Annotated in this window: 14 protein-coding genes; 8 read left to right on the top strand and 6 right to left on the bottom strand. The window is 70.8% G+C overall.

The window, feature by feature from the left end; translation table 11 throughout:
* Positions 1 to 4 precede the first annotated feature (4 nt).
* Complete coding sequence (locus GGR04_RS16010) at positions 5 to 1,138, top strand: glycosyltransferase family 2 protein (protein WP_183200921.1); 1,134 nt, start codon at positions 5 to 7, stop codon at positions 1,136 to 1,138.
* Here GGR04_RS16010 and GGR04_RS16005 read toward each other — a convergent pair.
* Both GGR04_RS16005 and GGR04_RS16000 read right to left on the bottom strand, forming a co-directional pair.
* The gene (locus GGR04_RS16005; protein ID WP_183200920.1) at positions 1,116 to 2,435 is read right to left on the bottom strand and encodes a bifunctional PIG-L family deacetylase/class I SAM-dependent methyltransferase; all 1,320 of its coding nucleotides are present in this window, start codon (positions 2,433 to 2,435) and stop codon (positions 1,116 to 1,118) included. The two genes, GGR04_RS16010 and GGR04_RS16005, sit on opposite strands and share 23 nt — an antisense overlap.
* The gene (locus GGR04_RS16000) at positions 2,432 to 3,553 is read right to left on the bottom strand and encodes an acyl-CoA dehydrogenase family protein (RefSeq protein WP_183200919.1); all 1,122 of its coding nucleotides are present in this window, start codon (positions 3,551 to 3,553) and stop codon (positions 2,432 to 2,434) included. The genes GGR04_RS16005 and GGR04_RS16000 overlap by 4 nt, the downstream gene beginning before the upstream one ends.
* Positions 3,554 to 3,699: 146 nt before the next feature.
* On the opposite strand from GGR04_RS16000, the gene GGR04_RS15995 reads away from it, so the two are divergent.
* Positions 3,700 to 4,671: a glycosyltransferase family protein gene (locus GGR04_RS15995; protein ID WP_246393210.1), complete on the top strand. Its 972-nt coding sequence runs from the start codon at positions 3,700 to 3,702 to the stop codon at positions 4,669 to 4,671.
* Here the strand turns inward: GGR04_RS15995 and GGR04_RS15990 are convergent.
* Together GGR04_RS15990 and GGR04_RS15985 are read right to left on the bottom strand one after the other, a co-directional pair.
* Positions 4,659 to 5,858, bottom strand: a complete 1,200-nt coding sequence (locus tag GGR04_RS15990; RefSeq protein WP_183200953.1) for a glycosyltransferase family 4 protein — start codon at positions 5,856 to 5,858, stop codon at positions 4,659 to 4,661. The genes GGR04_RS15995 and GGR04_RS15990 overlap by 13 nt on opposite strands.
* Positions 5,858 to 6,898 (bottom strand): glycosyltransferase family 4 protein, encoded by a 1,041-nt coding sequence (locus GGR04_RS15985; protein ID WP_183200918.1) that lies wholly within the window; start codon positions 6,896 to 6,898, stop codon positions 5,858 to 5,860. The genes GGR04_RS15990 and GGR04_RS15985 overlap by 1 nt, the downstream gene beginning before the upstream one ends.
* 70 nt (positions 6,899 to 6,968) lie before the next feature.
* Here GGR04_RS15985 and GGR04_RS15980 point away from each other — a divergent pair, with 70 nt between their 5' ends.
* From GGR04_RS15980 to GGR04_RS15965, 4 genes are all read left to right on the top strand, one after another.
* Positions 6,969 to 9,035, top strand: a complete 2,067-nt coding sequence (locus GGR04_RS15980) for an HAD-IIB family hydrolase (RefSeq protein ID WP_183200917.1) — start codon at positions 6,969 to 6,971, stop codon at positions 9,033 to 9,035.
* Positions 9,017 to 9,883 (top strand): glycosyltransferase family 2 protein, encoded by an 867-nt coding sequence (locus GGR04_RS15975; protein ID WP_376769867.1) that lies wholly within the window; start codon positions 9,017 to 9,019, stop codon positions 9,881 to 9,883. The genes GGR04_RS15980 and GGR04_RS15975 overlap by 19 nt, the downstream gene beginning before the upstream one ends.
* A 151-nt stretch (positions 9,884 to 10,034) precedes the next feature.
* Positions 10,035 to 10,529, top strand: a complete 495-nt coding sequence (locus tag GGR04_RS15970) for a putative pterin-binding protein (RefSeq protein WP_183200916.1) — start codon at positions 10,035 to 10,037, stop codon at positions 10,527 to 10,529.
* Between the two features lie 65 nt (positions 10,530 to 10,594).
* Complete coding sequence (locus GGR04_RS15965) at positions 10,595 to 12,457, top strand: putative bifunctional diguanylate cyclase/phosphodiesterase (RefSeq protein ID WP_183200915.1); 1,863 nt, start codon at positions 10,595 to 10,597, stop codon at positions 12,455 to 12,457.
* A gap of 12 nt (positions 12,458 to 12,469) precedes the next feature.
* On the opposite strand, the gene GGR04_RS15960 is transcribed toward GGR04_RS15965, so the two are convergent.
* Complete coding sequence (locus GGR04_RS15960; RefSeq protein ID WP_183200914.1) at positions 12,470 to 13,240, bottom strand: sulfite exporter TauE/SafE family protein; 771 nt, start codon at positions 13,238 to 13,240, stop codon at positions 12,470 to 12,472.
* A 216-nt stretch (positions 13,241 to 13,456) separates the two neighbouring features.
* On the opposite strand from GGR04_RS15960, the gene GGR04_RS15955 reads away from it, so the two are divergent.
* Complete coding sequence (locus GGR04_RS15955) at positions 13,457 to 14,830, top strand: dipeptidase (protein ID WP_183200913.1); 1,374 nt, start codon at positions 13,457 to 13,459, stop codon at positions 14,828 to 14,830.
* Positions 14,831 to 14,839: 9 nt separating this feature from the next.
* Here GGR04_RS15955 and GGR04_RS15950 read toward each other — a convergent pair whose 3' ends face one another.
* A complete protein-coding gene (locus GGR04_RS15950; RefSeq protein ID WP_183200912.1) occupies positions 14,840 to 15,547 on the bottom strand; it encodes a CHASE3 domain-containing protein in 708 nt (235 codons plus the stop codon).
* 255 nt (positions 15,548 to 15,802) lie between these two features.
* Here GGR04_RS15950 and GGR04_RS15945 point away from each other — a divergent pair, with 255 nt between their 5' ends.
* Positions 15,803 to 18,211, top strand: coding sequence for a hybrid sensor histidine kinase/response regulator (locus tag GGR04_RS15945; protein WP_183200911.1), 2,409 nt, complete (start codon positions 15,803 to 15,805; stop codon positions 18,209 to 18,211).
* Positions 18,212 to 18,226 lie beyond the last annotated feature (15 nt).

Raw genomic sequence — 18,226 nt, 5'->3', positions numbered from 1 at the left:
GGCATTGAGCGGGGCGGCGGGTGCCGGCGACGACGCCCGCCGCCCCTTCGAAGACCCTGCGGTCGCGCGCTGCGAGGTGCGCCACCGCGGCACGTTCACGGCGGCCAGCGCCGTCGCGGTGATCCCGGCGCGCGACGAGGCGGAACGCATCGGCACGTGCCTCGGAGCGCTTTTCAGTGAACTCCTGCCCGGCGACGGTGTGGTGCTCGCCGTCAACGGCTCGCGCGACGAGACGGCCGTGCGGGCGCTCCCGATCCTCGAAGCGGGCGGCCGCCCGTTCCTTTTGGCCGAGATCGACTGGATGCCGGGCGAGGGCTCCGCGCCGCGCGCCCGGCGCCTCGCCACGGCGGCCGCCGCCCGGCTCGCGCCCGACGCCGCGATCCTCTCGCTCGATGCCGATACGCTCGTTCAGCCGGGCTGGCGCGCGGCCTACGCGGGGGAGTTCGCCCGCGGCTTCGCGCTGGTCTGCGGTGCCATCGGCTTCATTCCCGAGGAGGCGGCGTTCTTGCCGCCGTTGCCGGAGGCCGACGAGCGGCTGCTGCGCGACTACCGCGCCGCCTCGCGCGAGATCGCGGCGCTCCTCGATCCCGATCCGCGCAATCCCTGGCCCCATCACGGCAATATCGGCGGCGCCAATTTCGGGCTGGCGCCGGGTGTCCATGCCGCCGTCGGCGGCCTGCCGGACGTCGCCTTCGGCGAGGATCGCGCGCTGCTGCGCCGGGTCGACGCCTTGGGCCTACCGGTGCGCTTCTCCGACGTGCCGCTCGTCTGGACCTCGCCGCGCCTCGACGGGCGCGCGGTCGGCGGCCTGTCGGACGAGTTGGCGCGCGCCCGGCGCGACGCCGACCCGGTGGTGGACGAGGCGTTGGAGCCCGCGGCGACGCTGGAGCGACGGCTTCGCGCTCGCGCCGCCTTCCGCGGTGCCACTGATGACGCGGCGCGCCGCGCGGCGCTGGAGACGTTAGCCTTGGAGCCCGCCGATCTCGCCGGGGCGCTGGCCGAGCCTCGGCCGGGCCTCGCTTGGCAGGCGGCGGAAGCGGCCAGTCCGGTTCTCGCGCGGCGCCGGTTTCGGCATGGCGATCTCCGGCGCGAATGGCCGGCGATGGCGGCGCTGCTCAGCCGTGCGCGCGGCGCCTGAGCCGATCGAGCCGGTAGCCCTCGCGCCGCTCGGAGCGCTCGACCACCCAGCCATGGGCGGCCATCGACAGAAAGAAGTCGGCGGCAGCGTCGCCTGACAGCGGTGTCCCCGTCTCGCCGAGATAGTTCACGAGGAGGATCGAAGCGTCGTGCTCGCCCTGACGGCGTGCCGCCAGCAGCAGCGCCTCGATCTCGGCCTCGTCGAGAAAGTAGAGAACCTCGGAGAGAACGAGCAGGTCGAAGCGCTCGGGCGGAAAGTCCGCGGGCAGGCGCCCTTGCCGGAACTCGAGTCGGGCAGTGCCGGCATGCCTCGCCGTCGCCCGCGCCACGATGGAAGCGTCGAGGTCGAGCCCGAGCGTGCGCGACGCGCGCCCTGCCAGCGCCGCGCTGAGATGGCCCTCGCCGCAGCCGATCTCGATCACCGAGGCGAAGCGCTCGTCGCCGAGCATCGCGAGCGTGGCCTCGCGCTTCTCGCGCTCGTAGGGCGCCGTGCGCGCATGCCAAGGATCGCCGCCATTGGCATAGAGCCGGGCGAAATGTTCGGCGCTGGGCGGGCGGCCGGGCATGCGCCGCCAGAACACGTGCTCGTGCGGCGACTGGTGGTGGCGCAGGAACCAGTCGGGCAGGGCGAAGCTGTCGGGGTCGTCGGTGATGAGGGCGCCCATCTGCGTCTCGTGCCGGGCGATGGCGCGGGCCTTCTCGGCCAAGGGCGCGGCGAGGCGGAACGGATGCAGGCCCTCGACCTCGACCGGATGGTCGTCGTCGTGACGCAGCGACCAGACGGGGTAGAAAAGCAGCCGCAGCGCGGGCCGGACCTCGTGCACGGCCTCGCCGAGGATCGCCGCCGCCTCGTGGTCGGGATGGGGGTCGATGCCGGCCGTCGTGACGATCGCGGTGGCGCCGATCTCGTCGGCGAGCTGCGCCACCGTCTCGGCTGCGGATGCGAAGCCTTCGTGCCAGCGCGAGGCGCCGTCGGGTAGGGACAGGCGCAGGATGCGCGGTTCGGCGACGCCGAGCTCGCGCATCGCCAGTTCCTGCTCGGCGCGGCGGCGCTCGGCGATCCGCTCGGCCGGCCACTCCCGCGAGCCCCGATGCGAGCCCTCGCCGTCCGTCAGCGCCACGAGCGCGACGGGGCGCCCGGCGAAGGCCGCGGCGGTGATGAGCGCGGCGGCGCCGAGGCTCTCGTCGTCGGGATGAGGGGCGATCACCACGAGCCCGCCCGGGCCGATCAGCGTCAGCGCGTCGGCGAGCGGCGCGGCTTCCTGGCGCGCACGCCATTCGCCGTAGGGTATCGTCATCGGAAGATCTCCGGCAGCCGCGTCAGAAGGTGGCGGGTGTGGCCGAGCAGCAGCTGGTCGGGATTGGCCTGCCGCAGATAGACGCTGAGATCGCGTGTCGGCCGCTCCAGCGCATGGCCCTCGCAAAACATCCCGAGGCCGACCGAACGCTCGGCCAGCGCGACCGCCGTCATGCCCGCGGATTCGACGCGAAGCCGCGCGAAGCCGGCGAGCGAGGTGGCGAGTGCGGCATCGCCGCGGCCCTCACCGGCTTCCTCCACGGCCTCCGCCGCCGCCGTGACCTGCAGCCGCGCGTCGCGGGCCGCGAGGATCGCCTCGCCGATGCGCGCGAGCTGCAGCGGATGATCAGCCCGGCCCGCCACCTGCAGCGCTTCCACGGTGCCGCTCACGATCCGCTCGATCGCGCCGAGCTGCACGGCGGCGCAGCGCCAGATGCCACCGACGAAGAAGGGTTCGCGGCGGTAGTCGTCGGGCGCGCCGAGCACCGCGTCGGCGCCGAGCGCCATTCCCTCGAAATCGTAGTCGCCCGAGCGCGAGGCGCGCATGCCGCGCATGCGCCAGGGCGCGCGGTCTGCGCGCGCCGGCTCGGCGACATCGACGAGGAGGAGGTTCAGCGTGCCGTCCTCGGCCGTGTGCGAGACCACCGCGAGCGACACGAGGCCGAGGCCGGAGCAGTAGCGCTTGGCGCCATGGAGCCGCAGCGATCCGTCGCTCCCGCGCTCGCAGCGCAGCGGCGCCGCGCCATCCGCGCCCCAGACACCCATCAGCGCGCCGCCGTCCACAGCCTCGGCGACCCGCCGCTGCTGCGCGGCGCCGCCGTAGAGTGCCACGAGCTGGAGCGCGTTGAGATGGCCTTCCACCAGCCGCCCGAGGGAGAGATCGGCGCCGCCGAGCCGCACGAGAAGCGGCAGCGAGCGGCGCCGGTCGAAATCGTAGGAGAAGCCTTGCCCGGTGCGCCGGATCGGCGCGCGCAGGATGCCGGCCTCGGCCAGCGCCGCGATCTCGCGGTCGAGGCCGTCGTCGCCAGCGCCGGTCTGCGGGTCGGGCCGCAGGGCGGCGCGGGTCGCGACCGCGTCGAGGATGGGGGCGAAGGGGTCGATCGGGGGCAGGTCGGTCATCTCAGCGCTTTCGTCATGGCGGCTCCGAAGGCGACGCGGCCGATTGTTGGCAAGACCGATCAATTAGCGGAGACGGCGCTGCCCGACAGTCCTATGTGCGGGTCCAGCGAATCCCGGCCGGATGCGCGCGATCGGAGGTTCCTACCATGCCCGTGACTTCCGCGACACGCTGCCCCTGTTGCGATGCCCGCGCCTTCGCGCCGTCCCAGCGTATGCTCGTCTTTCCGGACGGCTTCGAGAGGCGGTTCGGTTTCGCTTGCGAAAGCTGCGGGCTGCTGGTCGACGACCCCGGCGCGGTGGACGACCATCGCTTGAGCCTCGCGGCGCTTCTCGGGGGGGCGTCTGCGCGCTGCGATCCCGCAAGCCTGATCGGACTCGATCTCTTCACGTTGCGGATCGCCGCCAGCGCGCGAGACCTCGTCGCCGAACCCGCCGACGCCGATCAAGAGGCCGGGCTGCGCGAGCCCCATTCGCCGCTCGCCGCCGCCGCCCGGCTGCGTCCGCTCGCCCGCGTCGCGCCGGCGCCGGTCAGCCTCGCCGTCCTTTGCCGAGAGGAAGAAGCGGAGGCCTTGGCGGTCGAGATCGCCGCGCATGCCAGCTGGTGCGACGACGTTCTTCTGCTCGTCGATCGTGCTGAACGGGCCGAGGCCTCGCAGGGAACCGTGCGCGTCGCGTCGCATCCGCATGGCGGCGACTTCGCGGCGCAGCGCAACCGGGTGCAGGCGCTCTGCCGCCATTCTTGGGTGCTTCAGCTCGACAGCGACGAGATGATCGACGCCGCCTTCGCCGATCGGCTCGGCGCGCTCGCCGCGACTGCGGATGCCGCCGGCACGGTGTCGGTCGGCTTTCCCCGCCGCAATCTCGTGGACGGGGCGTTGTCGGACCTCTTTCCCGATACGCAGTACCGGCTCAACCGCCGGGAGATCCCCTATATCGGCCGCGTCCACGAGCGGCCGAACCGGCCGTGGCAGCGCTCCACGATCGCCGCCGGTCCCGCCATCGCACATCGTCTGACCGCCGAGCATGTCGCGCGGCGCTCCGCCATCTACGAGGCGATGGCGCCGGGCGAGGGGCGCGTGTTCGAGCGCGACGCGCTGCTCCGGCCCTACCGGCCCTGAGGCGCGGCGGCGAGCAACGCCTGCCGGTAGAGCGCCAGAGTTTCGGCGGCGAGGCGCTCGCGGTCGAAGCGGCCGGCCGCCTTCAGCGCGTGGGCGCGGAAGCTCTCGCGAACGTTGGCATCGCGGATCAGCGGTCGCAGCGCCTCGGCCATGGCTTCGGGCGTGTCGCTCGCGGCCATCGCTCCCGCGCCGGTGTCGCCGACGAAGAGCTGGCCGCTCGCATCCACCGCGCAGGCCACCATCGGCCGGCCGTAGGCGATGGCCTCCTGATAGACGAGGCCAAAGCTCTCGTAGCGCGAGGGCGCGAGCACGACGTGTGCGGCCTCGTATTCGCGCGCCAGTTCGCCCTCCGGCAGGCGCCCGAGCGGCGTGATCCGCGCGCGCGCCAGCGGCGAGAGGGTCGCCGGCAGGTCGGCGGCGGGCACGCCGACGAGGCGGATCGCGAAGGGCGGCAGGGTGCCGGCCTCGGCCTCGGCGCCGAGGATCGCGGCCGCCCCGGTCACGAGGTCGAAGCCCTTGCGATGCTCGGCCCGGCCGACGAAGAGCAGCTGCACGGGATCGCCTGTGCCAAGCGGCGGATAGGGCGCGATCGCCCCGCGCCGGATCGTCTCGGGCGGCAGGCTGAGGCCGGCCACCGCATGCGGCCGCCGGTCGGCGCCGAGGCGGTATTCGGCGGCGATGCGCCGGGCGTGCTCGGCGGTGTTGGAGAGGAAGGCCGCGCTGCGCTGGGCCTGGCGCGCCTCCAGCCGGTCGGCGGTGGCGGCGTCGAAACGGTCGCGAAGGCTGGTGGGGCGCTCGCGCGAATAGGCGGCCGGCGTCGAGTTGCGGGTGACGAGCGGCGGGTCGCCGCGCCCACCCAGAAGGACCGCCGGCGCATACCAGTTGGTGGCCTCGACGAGATCGAAGGGCCGGCGCCGGTGCTCGGCGCGCACGGCGCGGCGGAAGGCCAGCGGCGCCGCGAGATGGCCGATCCCGCCGCGCCGTCGCAGGAAGGCGAGGCCGGAGCGCTCGGGGATCGCGCAACCCACCACCGTCACGGCGCCCTGGCGCGCGGTGCCCGTGCGGTCGAGCGCAAAGACGGTCACGTCCATGCCGGCGGCGGCGAGGCTCTCGGCGATCTCGCGCGCGGCGGTGGAGAGCCCGCTCGGCGAGGGCGGATAGTCCCAGGCGATCAGTCCGATGCGCATCATCGCTGGAGGAGCCTCCGGTAGAGGGCGAGATAGTCGGCGGCCATCCGGTCGCTGGTGAAGCGTTCCTCGAAGCGCCGGCGCACGCCGCGCCGGTCGATCGCGCCCACGCGGCCGAGCGCCGCCACCGCCTCGGCCTCCGAGTTCACCACGAAACCGGTGACGCCGTCCTCCACGATCTCGGGCACGCTGCCCCGGTTCCAGGCGATCACCGGCGTCCCGCAGGCCATCGCCTCGATCATCACGAGGCCGAAAGGCTCCGGCCAGTCGATCGGGAAGAGCAGCGCCTCGGCGCCCGCCAGCAGCGTGCCCTTCGCCGCGTCGCCCACCGGCCCGACATAGACGGCGTCCTCGCCGAGCAGCGGGCGCACCTCGCGCTCGAAATAGAGGGGATTGCCAACATCCAGCGTGCCGGCGAGGCGGATCGGGCGGCCTGCCGCGCGGGCCACGCGAATCGCGGTGTCGGGGCGCTTCTGGTCGGTCATCCGGCCGACGAAGGCGAGATAGGCGCCGGGGCTCTCGGTGAGCGCATAGCGGTCGCGCTCGATGCCGTGATGGACGATGCCGGCGCGGTTCGAAGCGGGAATACCCGTCTCCTGCGCCGCCGAGATCGCGGCCACCGGCAGGTCGGGAAAGGCGGCGAAGAAGAGTTCGCGGTCGAGCTCGTCCACCCGCCAGTGGATCGTCGTCAGGCTGTGCGGGCGCCGGTCGCCGAGCAGCGCGGCGTGCGAGAACTCGCCATGGCAGTGGACGATGTCGAACTCGGACAGCCGGCGGCGCAGATGCTCCATCTGCACGGCTTCCAGCACCGCGGGGATCGACGGCGGTACTTGTCCATATCGCGCCTCCAGCGCCGATAGACTCGGAAGAGACCCCGCCCGTGGCAAATCCGTCGCACTGTCCGTGGGGGCGAAGAGCGTTATCTCAACTCCAAGTCTTCGAAGTGCTGCGCCGAGATCTTGAACGATTCTTTCGGTGCCGCCGTGATCGGTAGGCGGAACTGGAAATATGTTAGGTGCGACTTGAGCGACTGTGAGCATGACTGGCCCCGGCGGGTGAGCATGATCTGGCTTTAGGCACCTGCGGAACGATTGGAAAGGGAGACTCGTCATGTTCGTGCTTCATGTCGCCCTGCAGGGTTGCCTTCGCACCGAGAACGTCGACTACGGCTTGACCGCCGACACCGGCGGCCACATCCGCTACCTGCTCGACCTCGTGGCAGCATCCGCACGCGCCGAGCCCCAGCCGCGCATCGCGGTCGCCACCCGCGGCTTCCGCAGCGTTCACGGCGCGCATTACGAGCCGGGCGAGGGGATCGAGGACGGGGTGGAGATCCTGCGTTTCGCCACCGCCTCGCCGGACTATCTGGCCAAGGAGGATCTCTGGCCGGAGGTGCCGTCCTTCGCCGAGGCGCTGATCGCTTGGATCGAACGCCAGCCCGTGCGTCCCGATTTCCTCCACGCTCATTATGCCGATGCCGCCAGCGTCGCGGCGCTGGTGGAGGACCGGCTCGGCATCCCCTTCGTCTTCACCGCCCATTCGCTCGGCCGCGTGAAGGCTGCGGCGATGGGCGCTTCGGACGACGCACGGCTGGCGCGACGGATCGCCATCGAGGAGACCGCGCTCGCCCGCGCCGCGCTCGTGGTGGCCTCCTCGCGCGACGAGGCCGAGGTGCAATATGCCGGCTACGAGGCCTATGATCCCGGCCGCATCCGCATCTTGCCGCCGGGCAGCGATCTCGCACGCTTCGGCCACGCCGAGGCGTGCCCGCGTCTCGAAGCCTCGATCGCGCGCTTCTTGCGCGAGCCGGACAAGCCGGCGCTTCTGGCGCTGTCGCGTCCCGTCGCCAAGAAGAACCTGCCGGCGCTGGTGCGCGCCTACGGCGAGTCGCCGGAGTTGCGGGCCCGTGCCAATCTCGTGATCATGGCCGGCAACCGGCGCGATCTCGGCGACCTCGATGCCGAGATGGCCGGCGAGGTCCGCGAGATCCTGGCGCTCGTCGATCGCTACGATCTCTACGGCAAGGTCGCCTATCCCAAATCGCATCGGCCCGACGACGTCGCGGCGATCTACGCCTTCGCCCGCGACCGGCGCGGCATCTTCGTCAATCCCGCGCTGAACGAGCCCTTCGGGCTGACGCTGCTCGAAGCCTCGGCCGTCGGCCTGCCGCTCATCGCCACCGACAGCGGCGGCCCCAACGACATCATCGAGATGTGCGGCAACGGCGAGCTGGTGGACCCGCGCTCGACGCAGGCCATTGCCGCCGCCGCGTTGAAGATCCTCGGCGACGATGCCCTGTGGGACCGCTACGCGGCAGCCGGCGCCGTGGCCGTCGCGGCCTTCGACTGGGATCGGCACGCCCGGCGCTATCACGATCTCCTCGGCGCGCTGCAGGCGGGCGCCGGCCCGGCGGCTGCGCCCGAGCAGCTTCTCATCTGCGACATCGACAACACGCTGGTCGGCTGCGCCGACTGCATCGCCACCTTCGGCGAATGGCACCGCGAGCAGGATGGCCTCGCCTTCGGCGTCGCCACCGGGCGCTCGTTCCATAGCGCCATGGCGATTCTCGAACAGCAGAACGCGCCGCGCCCGCAGGTGATGATCACCTCGGTCGGGTCCGAAATCTACCATCTGCAGCCGGACGGCACGACCTACCGGGCCGACGCGGACTGGCGCGCGGTGGTCTCGCGCGGCTGGGACCGGGCCGCCGTCCACGCGGCGCTCGCCGGGTTCGAGGGGCTGGTGCCGCAGGCCCCGCTGGAGCAGCGCTCGCACAAGCTCTCCTACTTCTCCGATGGCGATCGCGAAATCGGCGCCCGCGTGCGGGCGCGGCTGGAGGCCTGCGGGCTGCGCTGCTCGGTGATCCACAGCCACGGGCGCTATCTCGACGTGCTGCCGATCCGTGCGTCGAAGGGCACGGCGGTCGCCTTCGTGCAGGCCCATTACGGGCTGGCGCCGGACGCGGTCTATGTCGCCGGCGACAGCGGCAACGACATCGAGATGCTGCGCACGATCCCGCAGGCGATCATCGTCGCCAACTTTTCCGACGACCTCGCCTCGCTGCCGGGGCTGCAACATTCCTACGTGGCGCGCGAGAAATACGCGCGCGGCATCATCGAGGGCGTCGATCATTTCCGCCGGAAGGCACGCGGGGCCTCGTGGCTGCGAGCGCTCTGACCCTCGTTCGCGGGCGCCGCGAGCATCTCGTCAACCTCATGCTGAGCCTCGACAGGCAGACGGTGAAGCCGGCCGAACTGGTGATCGCCTGGATGCAGGACACACCGCATGGCGGTCTGCCCGGCATCGGCATCCCCGTGCGACACGTGATCGTTCCGGGCGAGCCGATGCCGCTCGCCGCGGCGCGCAACCGCGCGGCCGATGCCGCCACCGGCGAGACGTTGGTCTTCCTCGACGTCGACTGCGTGGCCTCGCCGACGCTCATCGCATCCTACGTCGCGGCGGCGCAGGCGCAGGCGCGCGGGCTGTTTCTCGGCGAGGTGCTCTACCTGCCCGGCGGCGCCATCGACGGACCGCTCGATTTCGATCGGCTCGACGCGATCGGCATTCCGCACCCTGCCAAGCCCGCCATGCCCGCGACGGGCACACGGCGCGAGCCCGATGCCGGGGAGCTTTGGGGGCTGTCCTTCGCACTGGCGCGGACGGACTATCAGGCCATCGGCGGCATGGACGAAGGCTTCGTCGGCTATGGCGGCGAGGAGACCGACTTCGCGGCCCGGCTCGCGGCGTCGGGCGTCGATTTCTACTGGACCGCCGACGCACGAGCCTACCACCAGCACCATTCCGTCCACGTTCCGCCGTTGCACCAGTTCGACCACATCCTGCGCAACGCCGCACGCTTCCATGCCCGGCATGGGCGCTGGTGCATGGACTACTGGCTCGGCCAGTTCCGCGACGCCGGGCTGATCGACTGGCACCCGGCGGCGGACCGGATCGTGCGTCTCGCGCATCCTTCCACCGAAGCGATCGCCGGCTCGCGGCAACCGGCCGATCGCCTCTTCAGCTGAGCGGCGTAAAGCGCGAGTTGCGTGCGTACGACCGGGCCGGGTGATTCACTAGAAAGTTACGCGGCGTCATCTAAGTTGAGCGAACGATGGCGAACGGGACCGCGAACGCGGCCTGCCGAGCCTGATCCCATGTCTCCCGGGGAGGTTCTGCGTGCTCAATCGTCGCCAATTCGTCGTGTCGTCGGCGATGTCGTGTCTGGGATCGGCCGTCTGGCCCCGTCCTTCCTGGGCGGCCTCGCCCATCCTACGCGTCGGTGGCGCAGCCTTCGGGGCCAAGGCACCGCTGGCGTTCGACCTCGAAGCGCTGGATGCGCTGCCGCAGACGAGTTTTCGCACGACCACGCCCTGGCATCAGGGCGCCGTCGAGTTCAGCGGCGTGTCGTTGAAGGATCTCGTGGCCTTTGCCGGCGTCGAAGCCCGGCAGCTCGAACTGATCGCGCTCAACGACTATGCGGTCGATGCCAAGCTGTCCGAACTGATCGAGGCCGACGCGCTTCTGGCGACGCGACAGAACGGCCAGCCTCTGCCGCTGACCGACAAGGGGCCGGTCTTCGTCGTCTTTCCCTTCGACGAACGAAGCGAACTGAAACACCAGACCTATTACAGCCGCTCGGTGTGGCAGCTGAGCGAGATCGTGCTTCGGTGATCGGGCCTCGGTCCGCCTTCGAGCTTCCGGCCAGCCGCCGTGGTCTGAGGATCGCATTGACGGGCGTGACGGCCGTTCTCGCCGTTCTCGCCATTCTGTGTTCGCTCCTGTCGGTGGGGTATCTGCGGCAGATGACGCAGGCCGCCCGCTACAACCTGACGTTCGACTTCAGCCAGTCCGCTACCGAGTTGCTGCGCCTACAACTGGCGCTCGAACGGCGGGTCAACGGTGCCGCAAGCGATGAAGTCTCCCTGCGGGCCTCGATCCTCGCCAATCGGCTCGGCGTTCTCCGCGCCGGGCTTGCCGAGCCGGGGGCGGCCGATCTCGTCGATCGCCTGCGTGACGCGATGGTTCTCGTCCGGGCGGCCGTCGATGATCCCGGCGACCTTCGCGGCGCACGGCTCGCCGCCGACGAACTGGCGCCCTTCGTGGTCGGGCTGCTGCGTCTGGCCTCGCAATCCCACGCCGGCCTCGGCGACGAGGTGCTCGCAAGCCAACGCGTGCTGACGACGATCTTCGCCGTCCTCTGCCTCGTGACGCTCGGCCTCGTCGTGTTCGGCGTCTGGCTCGTGGTCTGCGTCGTCCGGCAGAACGCCAGGCTCGATCTCGTCGTGCGCATCGATCCGTTGACGCAACTGGCCAACCGGCTCGCCTTCAACGCCGCGATGCAGGCGCCCGGTCGCGGCGACCAGGGCCTCATTCTCGTCGACGTCGATCACTTCAAGTCGCTGAACGACACGTTCGGTCACGCGGCGGGCGACCGCCTGCTGCGCGAGATCGCCCGTCGCCTGCGCAAGGCCTGCGCCGATGCCGCGCTCATCGGGCGTATCGGCGGCGACGAGTTCGCCATTCTCTACGAGGGCAGGAATGCCGATCGTCGCAGCCAGGCCGCCGCCGCGCGCATCGTCGAGGTAATGCGCGGGGATTTCGTGCTCGATGGACAGCAGATCGCCCTCGGCGTGACGATGGGCGTCGCCCTGCGGAGCGAGCATGTGGCGCAAAGTGTCGAGGTTCTCTTCCGCGACGCCGATCTGGCACTCTACGCGGCCAAGGCCGAGGGGCGCGGCCGGTTCCTCGTCTATCGGCCGGACATGAGCGAGGAGCACTTGCGCAATCAGCGCCTGTCCGAGGATCTGCGCCACGCGATCGAGCGGCTCGAGCTGCATCTCCTCTTCCAGCCGATCGTCTCGCTCGAGACCGGCGCCACGCAAGGCTTCGAGGCACTCCTTCGTTGGGATCACGGTGAATTCGGCCCGGTGTCCCCGTCCGAGTTCATTCCGCTGGCCGAGCGCAGCGGCGAGATCGTTCGGGTCGGGCGCTGGGTAATCGAGGCGGCCTGCCGGCAGGTCGCGTTGTGGCCGGGCGACCCGTTCGTCACCGTCAACGTCTCGGCGGTACAACTGGTGGATGCCGATCTCGTGTCGCACGTCGCCGCTTGTCTGGCGCGCCACCTGATCTCGCCGTCGCGGCTGGAGATCGAGATCACCGAATCGACGTTGATCGAGAACGACGAGATGGCGCTGCGCGTGCTGCACGAACTGCGCGGCATGGGATGCCGCGTCGCGCTCGACGATTTCGGCACCGGCTACGCCTCGCTCAGCTATCTCCGGCGGTTTCCCTTCGACAAGATCAAAATCGACCGCTCGTTCCTGCCGGGCGTGGACGAGCGCGACGAGGGCGGCGCCATCATCGCGGGCACCTGCAATCTGGCGCGCCGCCTGAACCTGACGATCGTCGCCGAGGGCGTCGAGACCGAGGACCACCGCCGGCTCGTGGCCGAGGCGGGATGCCATCTGGCGCAGGGCTATCTCTTCGACCGTCCGCTCGCGCCCCCGGCGAGCCTCGCCCGCCTGCTGCAGGAAGCGTCGCCCGACCGGTCGGCGTCGCACGAGACGACCATCGGGCCGATGCTCGCCCTCGCCGGGTGACGACGGCAGCGCTCAGCCGCGCAGGGCCTTGGCGACGAGGAGCAGCGACGACAGGAGCAGCACCAGTTCCACGAGGCGGAAGAACAGTGTCTCGTCGATCCGCCGCGTCGCCCAGGCGCCGAGAAACGCCGCGGCGACGCTGATGGGAACGAGCGTCAGGGTGGATTTCAGGTTGCCTGACAACGAGATCTGGCCGAGCTGCGCATAGAACACCAGCTTCAGCGCGTTGACGAGCGCGAAGAGAATGGTGGTGGTGCCCGCATATTCGAGCTTCTCCAGCTTCTGCGGCAGCACGTACATCTGGTAGGGCGGGCCGCCCGCATGCGAGACGAAGCTCGACAGGCCCGACAGCACGCCCCAGAAGACGCCGCGCGGCACGTCCGCCGGTCTTGGGCTCACCGGCCGCCGCCGCTTGCGCCAGCCGTCGAGGCAGAAGAGCAGCCCGAGCAGTCCGATGATCAGCGTGATCGCGCGGTCAGGAATCATCGAGACCGTGGCCCAGCCGATCGCCACGCCGACGAAGCTCGCGGGAACCAGGATCGCGAGGTTCCGCAGGTTGAAGCGGTGCCGGTAGAGGTAGACGCCGACGATGTCGGAGGCGACGTAGATCGGCAGGATGAGCGCGGCCGCCGCGAGCGGGGGCATGGCGAGCGCCAGGATCGGCACGCTGAGCATGCCCACGACCGGCAGCCCGCCTTTCGAAAGCCCGACGAAGAAGGCGGCGAGAAGGGCGAGCACGAGGCCGAGCGGGGTCGAGATCGGGCCGTCGAGAAAAGCGGTCATGGCGGATGGGACCGGCGGTGCGATGCGCGCCGCACGAGGTGTCGCGGGCGCGGGGGCCGGATCGGTCCGGCGGGAAGGGCGAGGCGTGCCCGGGCACTTCTTCCCCAGCTTGACGCCCGCCGCAAGGGCGCCCATTCCCCCGCGCATGGTGCGGGGCAGCAGGCGCGGGATCTCCGCTGCGTCCCGGTCCGTCTCGTCTGCGAAGAGGAACCGTCGATGACCGCCGATGTCGAGGCCCATTGCGAGGCGCACCGCGACGCCTGGCTCGAGGAGCTGAAGGCCTTCTGCCGCATTCCCAGCGTCAGCACCGATCCCGCCTATCGCGAGGACGTGCTGCGGGCCGCCGGGTTCCTTGCCGAGCGCATGCGCATCGCCGGCCTGGAGAACGTGCGCATCGAGCCGACCGGCGGCTCGCCGCTCGTCCTCGCCGACTGGCTGCACGCCTCGGGCGCGCCCACCGTGCTCGTCTACGGCCACTACGACGTGCAGCCGCCCGATCCGCTGGCCAAGTGGACGACGCCGCCCTTCGAGCCTACCGTGCGCGACGACCGCCTCTATGCGCGCGGCGTGTCCGACGACAAGGGGCCGATGCTGATGACCGTCTTCGTGGCGGAGGCGTTCCTGCGCACCGTCGGCCGGCTGCCGGTGAACCTCAAATTCGTGATCGAGGGCGAGGAGGAGACGGGCTCGCCGCATTTCGAGGGAAGCGTCGAGCGGCTGCGCGAGGAACTCGCCGCTGATGTCGTCGTCTCGGCCGACGGGGCGATGTGGCGTGCCGACCGGCCCTCGGTCACCGTCGCGAGCCGCGGCCTCGCCGCGCTCGACGTGACGCTGCACGGCGCCGGCAAGGACTTGCATTCCGGTCGCCACGGGGGCGCGGCGCCGAACGCGGTGGCCGGTCTCGTCCGGCTGCTCGCGACGCTTCACGACGCGGACGGCGCGGTGGCGGTGGAGGGGTTCGCGGCCGGCGTCACGGCGCCCGATCCCGCGCTTCTCGACACCATCCGCTCCGTGCGTTTCGACGCGGGCGCCTATTTCCGCGAGATCGGCGCGAGCGCGCCCGAGCCGCTGCCGGACGGCGAGGCGCTGCTCCTGCGCCAGTGGCTGACGCCGACGCTGGAGTTCAACGGCATTTCCGGCGGCTATGCGGGAGCGGGCACCAAGACCGTGATTCCCGCCGAGGCCTCGGCCAAGATCACCTGTCGGCTGGTGGCGGGACAGGAGCCCGACGCCGTGGTCGCCGCGATCGTCGCGCATCTCGAACGGCACTGTCCGCCGGGCTACCGGCTGGAGACGCACCGCCATGGTCCGGGATCGCCGGCCTTCGCGCTCGACCCGGCGCTGCCCGCGCTCGAAGCCTGCGAGGCGGTGCTGACGGAGCTCCTCGGCCAGCGCCCGGTGCGCGTGGCGATGGGGGCGACGGTGCCGATCGGGGCGGTGTTTCGGCGTCACCTCGAGCGCGACCCCGTGTTCTTCTCGTTTTCCACCGCCGACGAGGATTATCACGCGCCGAACGAGTTCTTCCGCCTCGCGAGCTTTCGCACAGGTCTCGTCGCCTGGACGCGCCTTCTCGCCCGGCTCGGTGCCTGACGGGCTGAATCAGGAGGGCGGACGGGGCAGGGGCGTCCCGTCCGGCGCAATCACGCGCACGTCGAGCCCGCGCCGCGTGAGGTAGAACTCGACGCCGGCACGGGTCAGCACCGAGGCGAGGCCGACGAGGATCGCGACGAGGCGCACCCAGCGCTCGGCCTCCTCGACCTGCGTGTCGCGCTCGCGCAGCAGCGCCTTCTCGCCCTCGGTGATGGCGCCGATCTCCTGGCGGATCGTATCCATCGTGCCACGCTCCATCATCGCGATCTCGCGGCCGCGCGCGGCCTCGAAGCCGTCGCGGTCGTGCAGCTCGATCGAATCGTTCAACTCGCCGAGCTTCACCGCGATCAGACCTTCGAGACGCTTGGCCAGCGCGAGCTGGTCGTCATTGTCGGAGATCTGCTCGCGCAGCGTCGTCTGCAGGGTCGCGAGACGCTCGAGCGCCCGCACATAAGGCTCGAGATAACGGCGGTCGCCGCTGAGGAGGTAGCCGCGCTGTCCCGTCTCGGCGTCGTCGAGGCCGATGAGCACGTCCTTCGTCGTCTCGATCACCTCGTGTGTGTGGACCACGAGGTCGCGGTGATCGTCGAGGATTCGATGCGTCAGCGTCGTCAGCACGATGCCAGCGAGGAGCACCACGCTGATCGGAACGAGCCGCAGCGCGGTCGGCACCGAGAGCGATTGCCTGACATAGGGGGGCAGGAAGGACAGGCGCATCGCGAAGGGGATCCGAAGGGGCGGGCGGCGGCGGGAACGACAGAGGACCAGATAGGAGGCTTCCGGCAAAAGACCGCTCCCTTCGTGCAAAGGCTCTGCCGCGCCCCCGGCACCGAAGGATAGGCAGGATGACGGGCAGGGGGACTTGCCGGAAGGGCGGGACCGCGCGATAGGCTTGCGGACCGTTGAAACCCATCGTCGACGTCACGCCCCCGCGCCGCCTTCGACGGAACCGCCCCTTGCGGAAGCCCATCGATGAGCGACGAACTCTCCTTTCTGGCCGGCGGCGGCGAAGCGGCGCGGATGATCCGCGAGCGCGACTGGTCGTCCCATCCGCTGGGGCCCCCGCAGACCTGGCCGGAGGACCTGCGGGTCGCGCTCAGCCTGATCCTCAACTCGCCGGAATCGATGATTCTCGCCTGGGGACCGGACCTCCATTTCTTCTTCAACGAAACCTACTTCCCGCTGCTCGGGCCGCGCGTCGCGTGGGCGATGGGCGAGCGCTTCGACAAGGTCTGGGCCGACGGCTGGGACCAGGCCAAACCGATCATCGACGATGCCATGGCGGGCCGGCCGAAGCGCTTCGTCGATCTGCCCTGGCGGCTGGAGACCGATCGCGGGCCGGCGGACGGCTGGTGGACCTTCTCCTATTCGCGGGTTCTGGCCGCCGACGGCGCGATCGCCGGGCTCTTCATCCTCACCAACGAGACCACCGACAAGGTCTTGAGCGACGCGGCGCTGCGCGAGAGCGAGACGCGGTTCCGCAACATGGCCGACCACGCGCCGGTCATGATGTGGGTCACCGATCCCGAGGGCCGCTGCACCTATCTCAACGCGAGTTGGTACGCCTTCACCGGCCAGACGCCCGAGACGATGGACGGGTTCTCGTGGCTGGACGCCGTGCATCCCGACGATCGCGGCTGGTCGGGCGAGACGTTCCTCGCCGCCAATGCCCGGCGCGAGCCCTTCAGCCTCGAATACCGGATACGGGCGGCCGACGGCACCTACCGCTGGGCGATCGACGCCGCGACGCCGCGCTTCAACGACGAGGGCGAGTTCCTCGGCTATATCGGTTCGGTCGTCGACATATCCGCCCGCAAGGCGGCCGAAGCCGCGCTGCAGCGGCAGAACAGCGTGCTGGAGACGCAGGTGGAAGCGCGCACGCGCGAGCGCGACCGGGTCTGGCACGCCACCACCGACCTCATGGGAACGGTCGGCTTCGACGGATTCCTCAAGTCGATCAACCCGGCCTGGCCGCGCATGCTCGGCTGGAGCGAGGCCGAGCTTCTCGCCCATCCCTACGCCGAGCTCGTCGACCCCGCCGACCACGCCGCCATGGCCGACATCGTCCGGCGGCTGCGAGCAGGCGAGGAGATCGCCGAGTTCGTCGACACGCTGCGCGGCCGCGACGGGATCGAGCATGTGATCATGTGGTCCGCGACGCCCGAGATCGCGGCCGGGGTCTTCCATGTGGTGGGCCGCGACGTCACCGACCAGCGGCGCATGGAGGAGCAGCTTCGCCAGTCCCTGAAGATGGAGGCGGTGGGCCAACTGACCGGCGGCCTCGCGCACGACTTCAACAATCTGCTCGCAGGCATCTCGGGCAGTCTGGAGCTGCTGCAGGCCCGGCTGGCACAGGGGCGCACCGGCGACACCGAGCGCTATCTCAACGCGGCGCAGGGCGCGGCCAAGCGCGCGGCCGCGCTGACGCACCGGCTGCTGGCCTTTTCGCGTCGCCAGACGCTCGATCCCAAGCCGATCGACATCGACGCGCTCGTCGCCGGCATGGACGATCTCGTGCGGCGCACGATGGGCCCGCAGATCCGCGTGGAGACACAGCCCGGCGAGGCCGTGTGGCCGGTGCGGGTGGACGCCAACCAGCTGGAGAACGCGCTTCTCAACCTCTGCATCAACGCGCGCGACGCCATGCCGGACGGCGGGCGCCTGACGATCACCACGGACAATCGCACGCTGGACGAACGCGAGGCGCAGGCGCGTGACCTGACGCCCGGCGACTACGTAGCGATGTGCGTCGCCGACACCGGCACCGGCATGTCGCCGGAGGTGGTGCGCCGTGCCATGGAGCCCTTCTTCACCACCAAGCCGATCGGCGTCGGCACCGGCCTTGGCCTGTCGATGATCTACGGGTTCACCCGCCAGTCGGACGGGCACGTCGCCATCGACTCGGCGCTGGGACGGGGCACCACCATCTGTCTCTTCCTGCCCCGCCACCGGGGCGAGGTCGGCACGGCGGACGCAGCAGTGGCAGGGCCGGCGCCGATGGCAACGGCGGGCGGCGAGACCGTGCTGGTGATCGACGACGAGCCGCTGGTGCGCATGCTCGTGGTCGACGTCCTGGAGGAGCTCGGCTACACCGCCATCGAGGCCGGCGACGGGCCGTCCGGCATGAAGATCATCCAGTCGGACACCCGGATCGATCTCCTCGTCACCGATGTCGGGCTGCCGAACGGCATGAACGGGCGCCAGGTGGCGGATGCCGCGCGGGTGCTGCGGCCGGACCTGAAGATCCTGTTCGTCACCGGCTATGCCGAGAACGCGGTGCTGAACAACGGCCATCTCGACGCAGGGATGCAGGTGCTGACCAAGCCCTTCAACATGGACGATCTCGCGCGCCGCATCATCACGATCGTCTCGAACCCTTGAGCGGCGAGAACGCGG

The organism is Aureimonas pseudogalii, assembly GCF_014196835.1.
GTDB lineage: Bacteria > Pseudomonadota > Alphaproteobacteria > Rhizobiales > Rhizobiaceae > Aureimonas > Aureimonas pseudogalii.
The sequence above is the reverse complement of the archived record's forward strand: the minus strand, read 5'-3'. Positions and strand labels throughout refer to the sequence as shown.

Bases quoted from the DNA above. Each gene is read 5' to 3' on its own strand.
- GGR04_RS16005 (WP_183200920.1), bottom strand. From the start codon at position 2,435: ATGACGATACCCTACGGCGAATGGCGTGCGCGCCAGGAAGCCGCGCCG.
- GGR04_RS16000 (WP_183200919.1), bottom strand. From the start codon at position 3,553: ATGACCGACCTGCCCCCGATCGACCCCTTCGCCCCCATCCTCGACGCG.
- GGR04_RS15995 (WP_246393210.1), top strand. From the start codon at position 3,700: ATGCCCGTGACTTCCGCGACACGCTGCCCCTGTTGCGATGCCCGCGCC.
- GGR04_RS15990 (WP_183200953.1), bottom strand. From the start codon at position 5,858: ATGCGCATCGGACTGATCGCCTGGGACTATCCGCCCTCGCCGAGCGGG.
- GGR04_RS15985 (WP_183200918.1), bottom strand. From the start codon at position 6,898: ATGCTCACAGTCGCTCAAGTCGCACCTAACATATTTCCAGTTCCGCCT.
- GGR04_RS15980 (WP_183200917.1), top strand. From the start codon at position 6,969: ATGTTCGTGCTTCATGTCGCCCTGCAGGGTTGCCTTCGCACCGAGAAC.
- GGR04_RS15960 (WP_183200914.1), bottom strand. From the start codon at position 13,240: ATGACCGCTTTTCTCGACGGCCCGATCTCGACCCCGCTCGGCCTCGTG.
- GGR04_RS15955 (WP_183200913.1), top strand. From the start codon at position 13,457: ATGACCGCCGATGTCGAGGCCCATTGCGAGGCGCACCGCGACGCCTGG.
- GGR04_RS15950 (WP_183200912.1), bottom strand. From the start codon at position 15,547: ATGCGCCTGTCCTTCCTGCCCCCCTATGTCAGGCAATCGCTCTCGGTG.
- GGR04_RS15945 (WP_183200911.1), top strand. From the start codon at position 15,803: ATGAGCGACGAACTCTCCTTTCTGGCCGGCGGCGGCGAAGCGGCGCGG.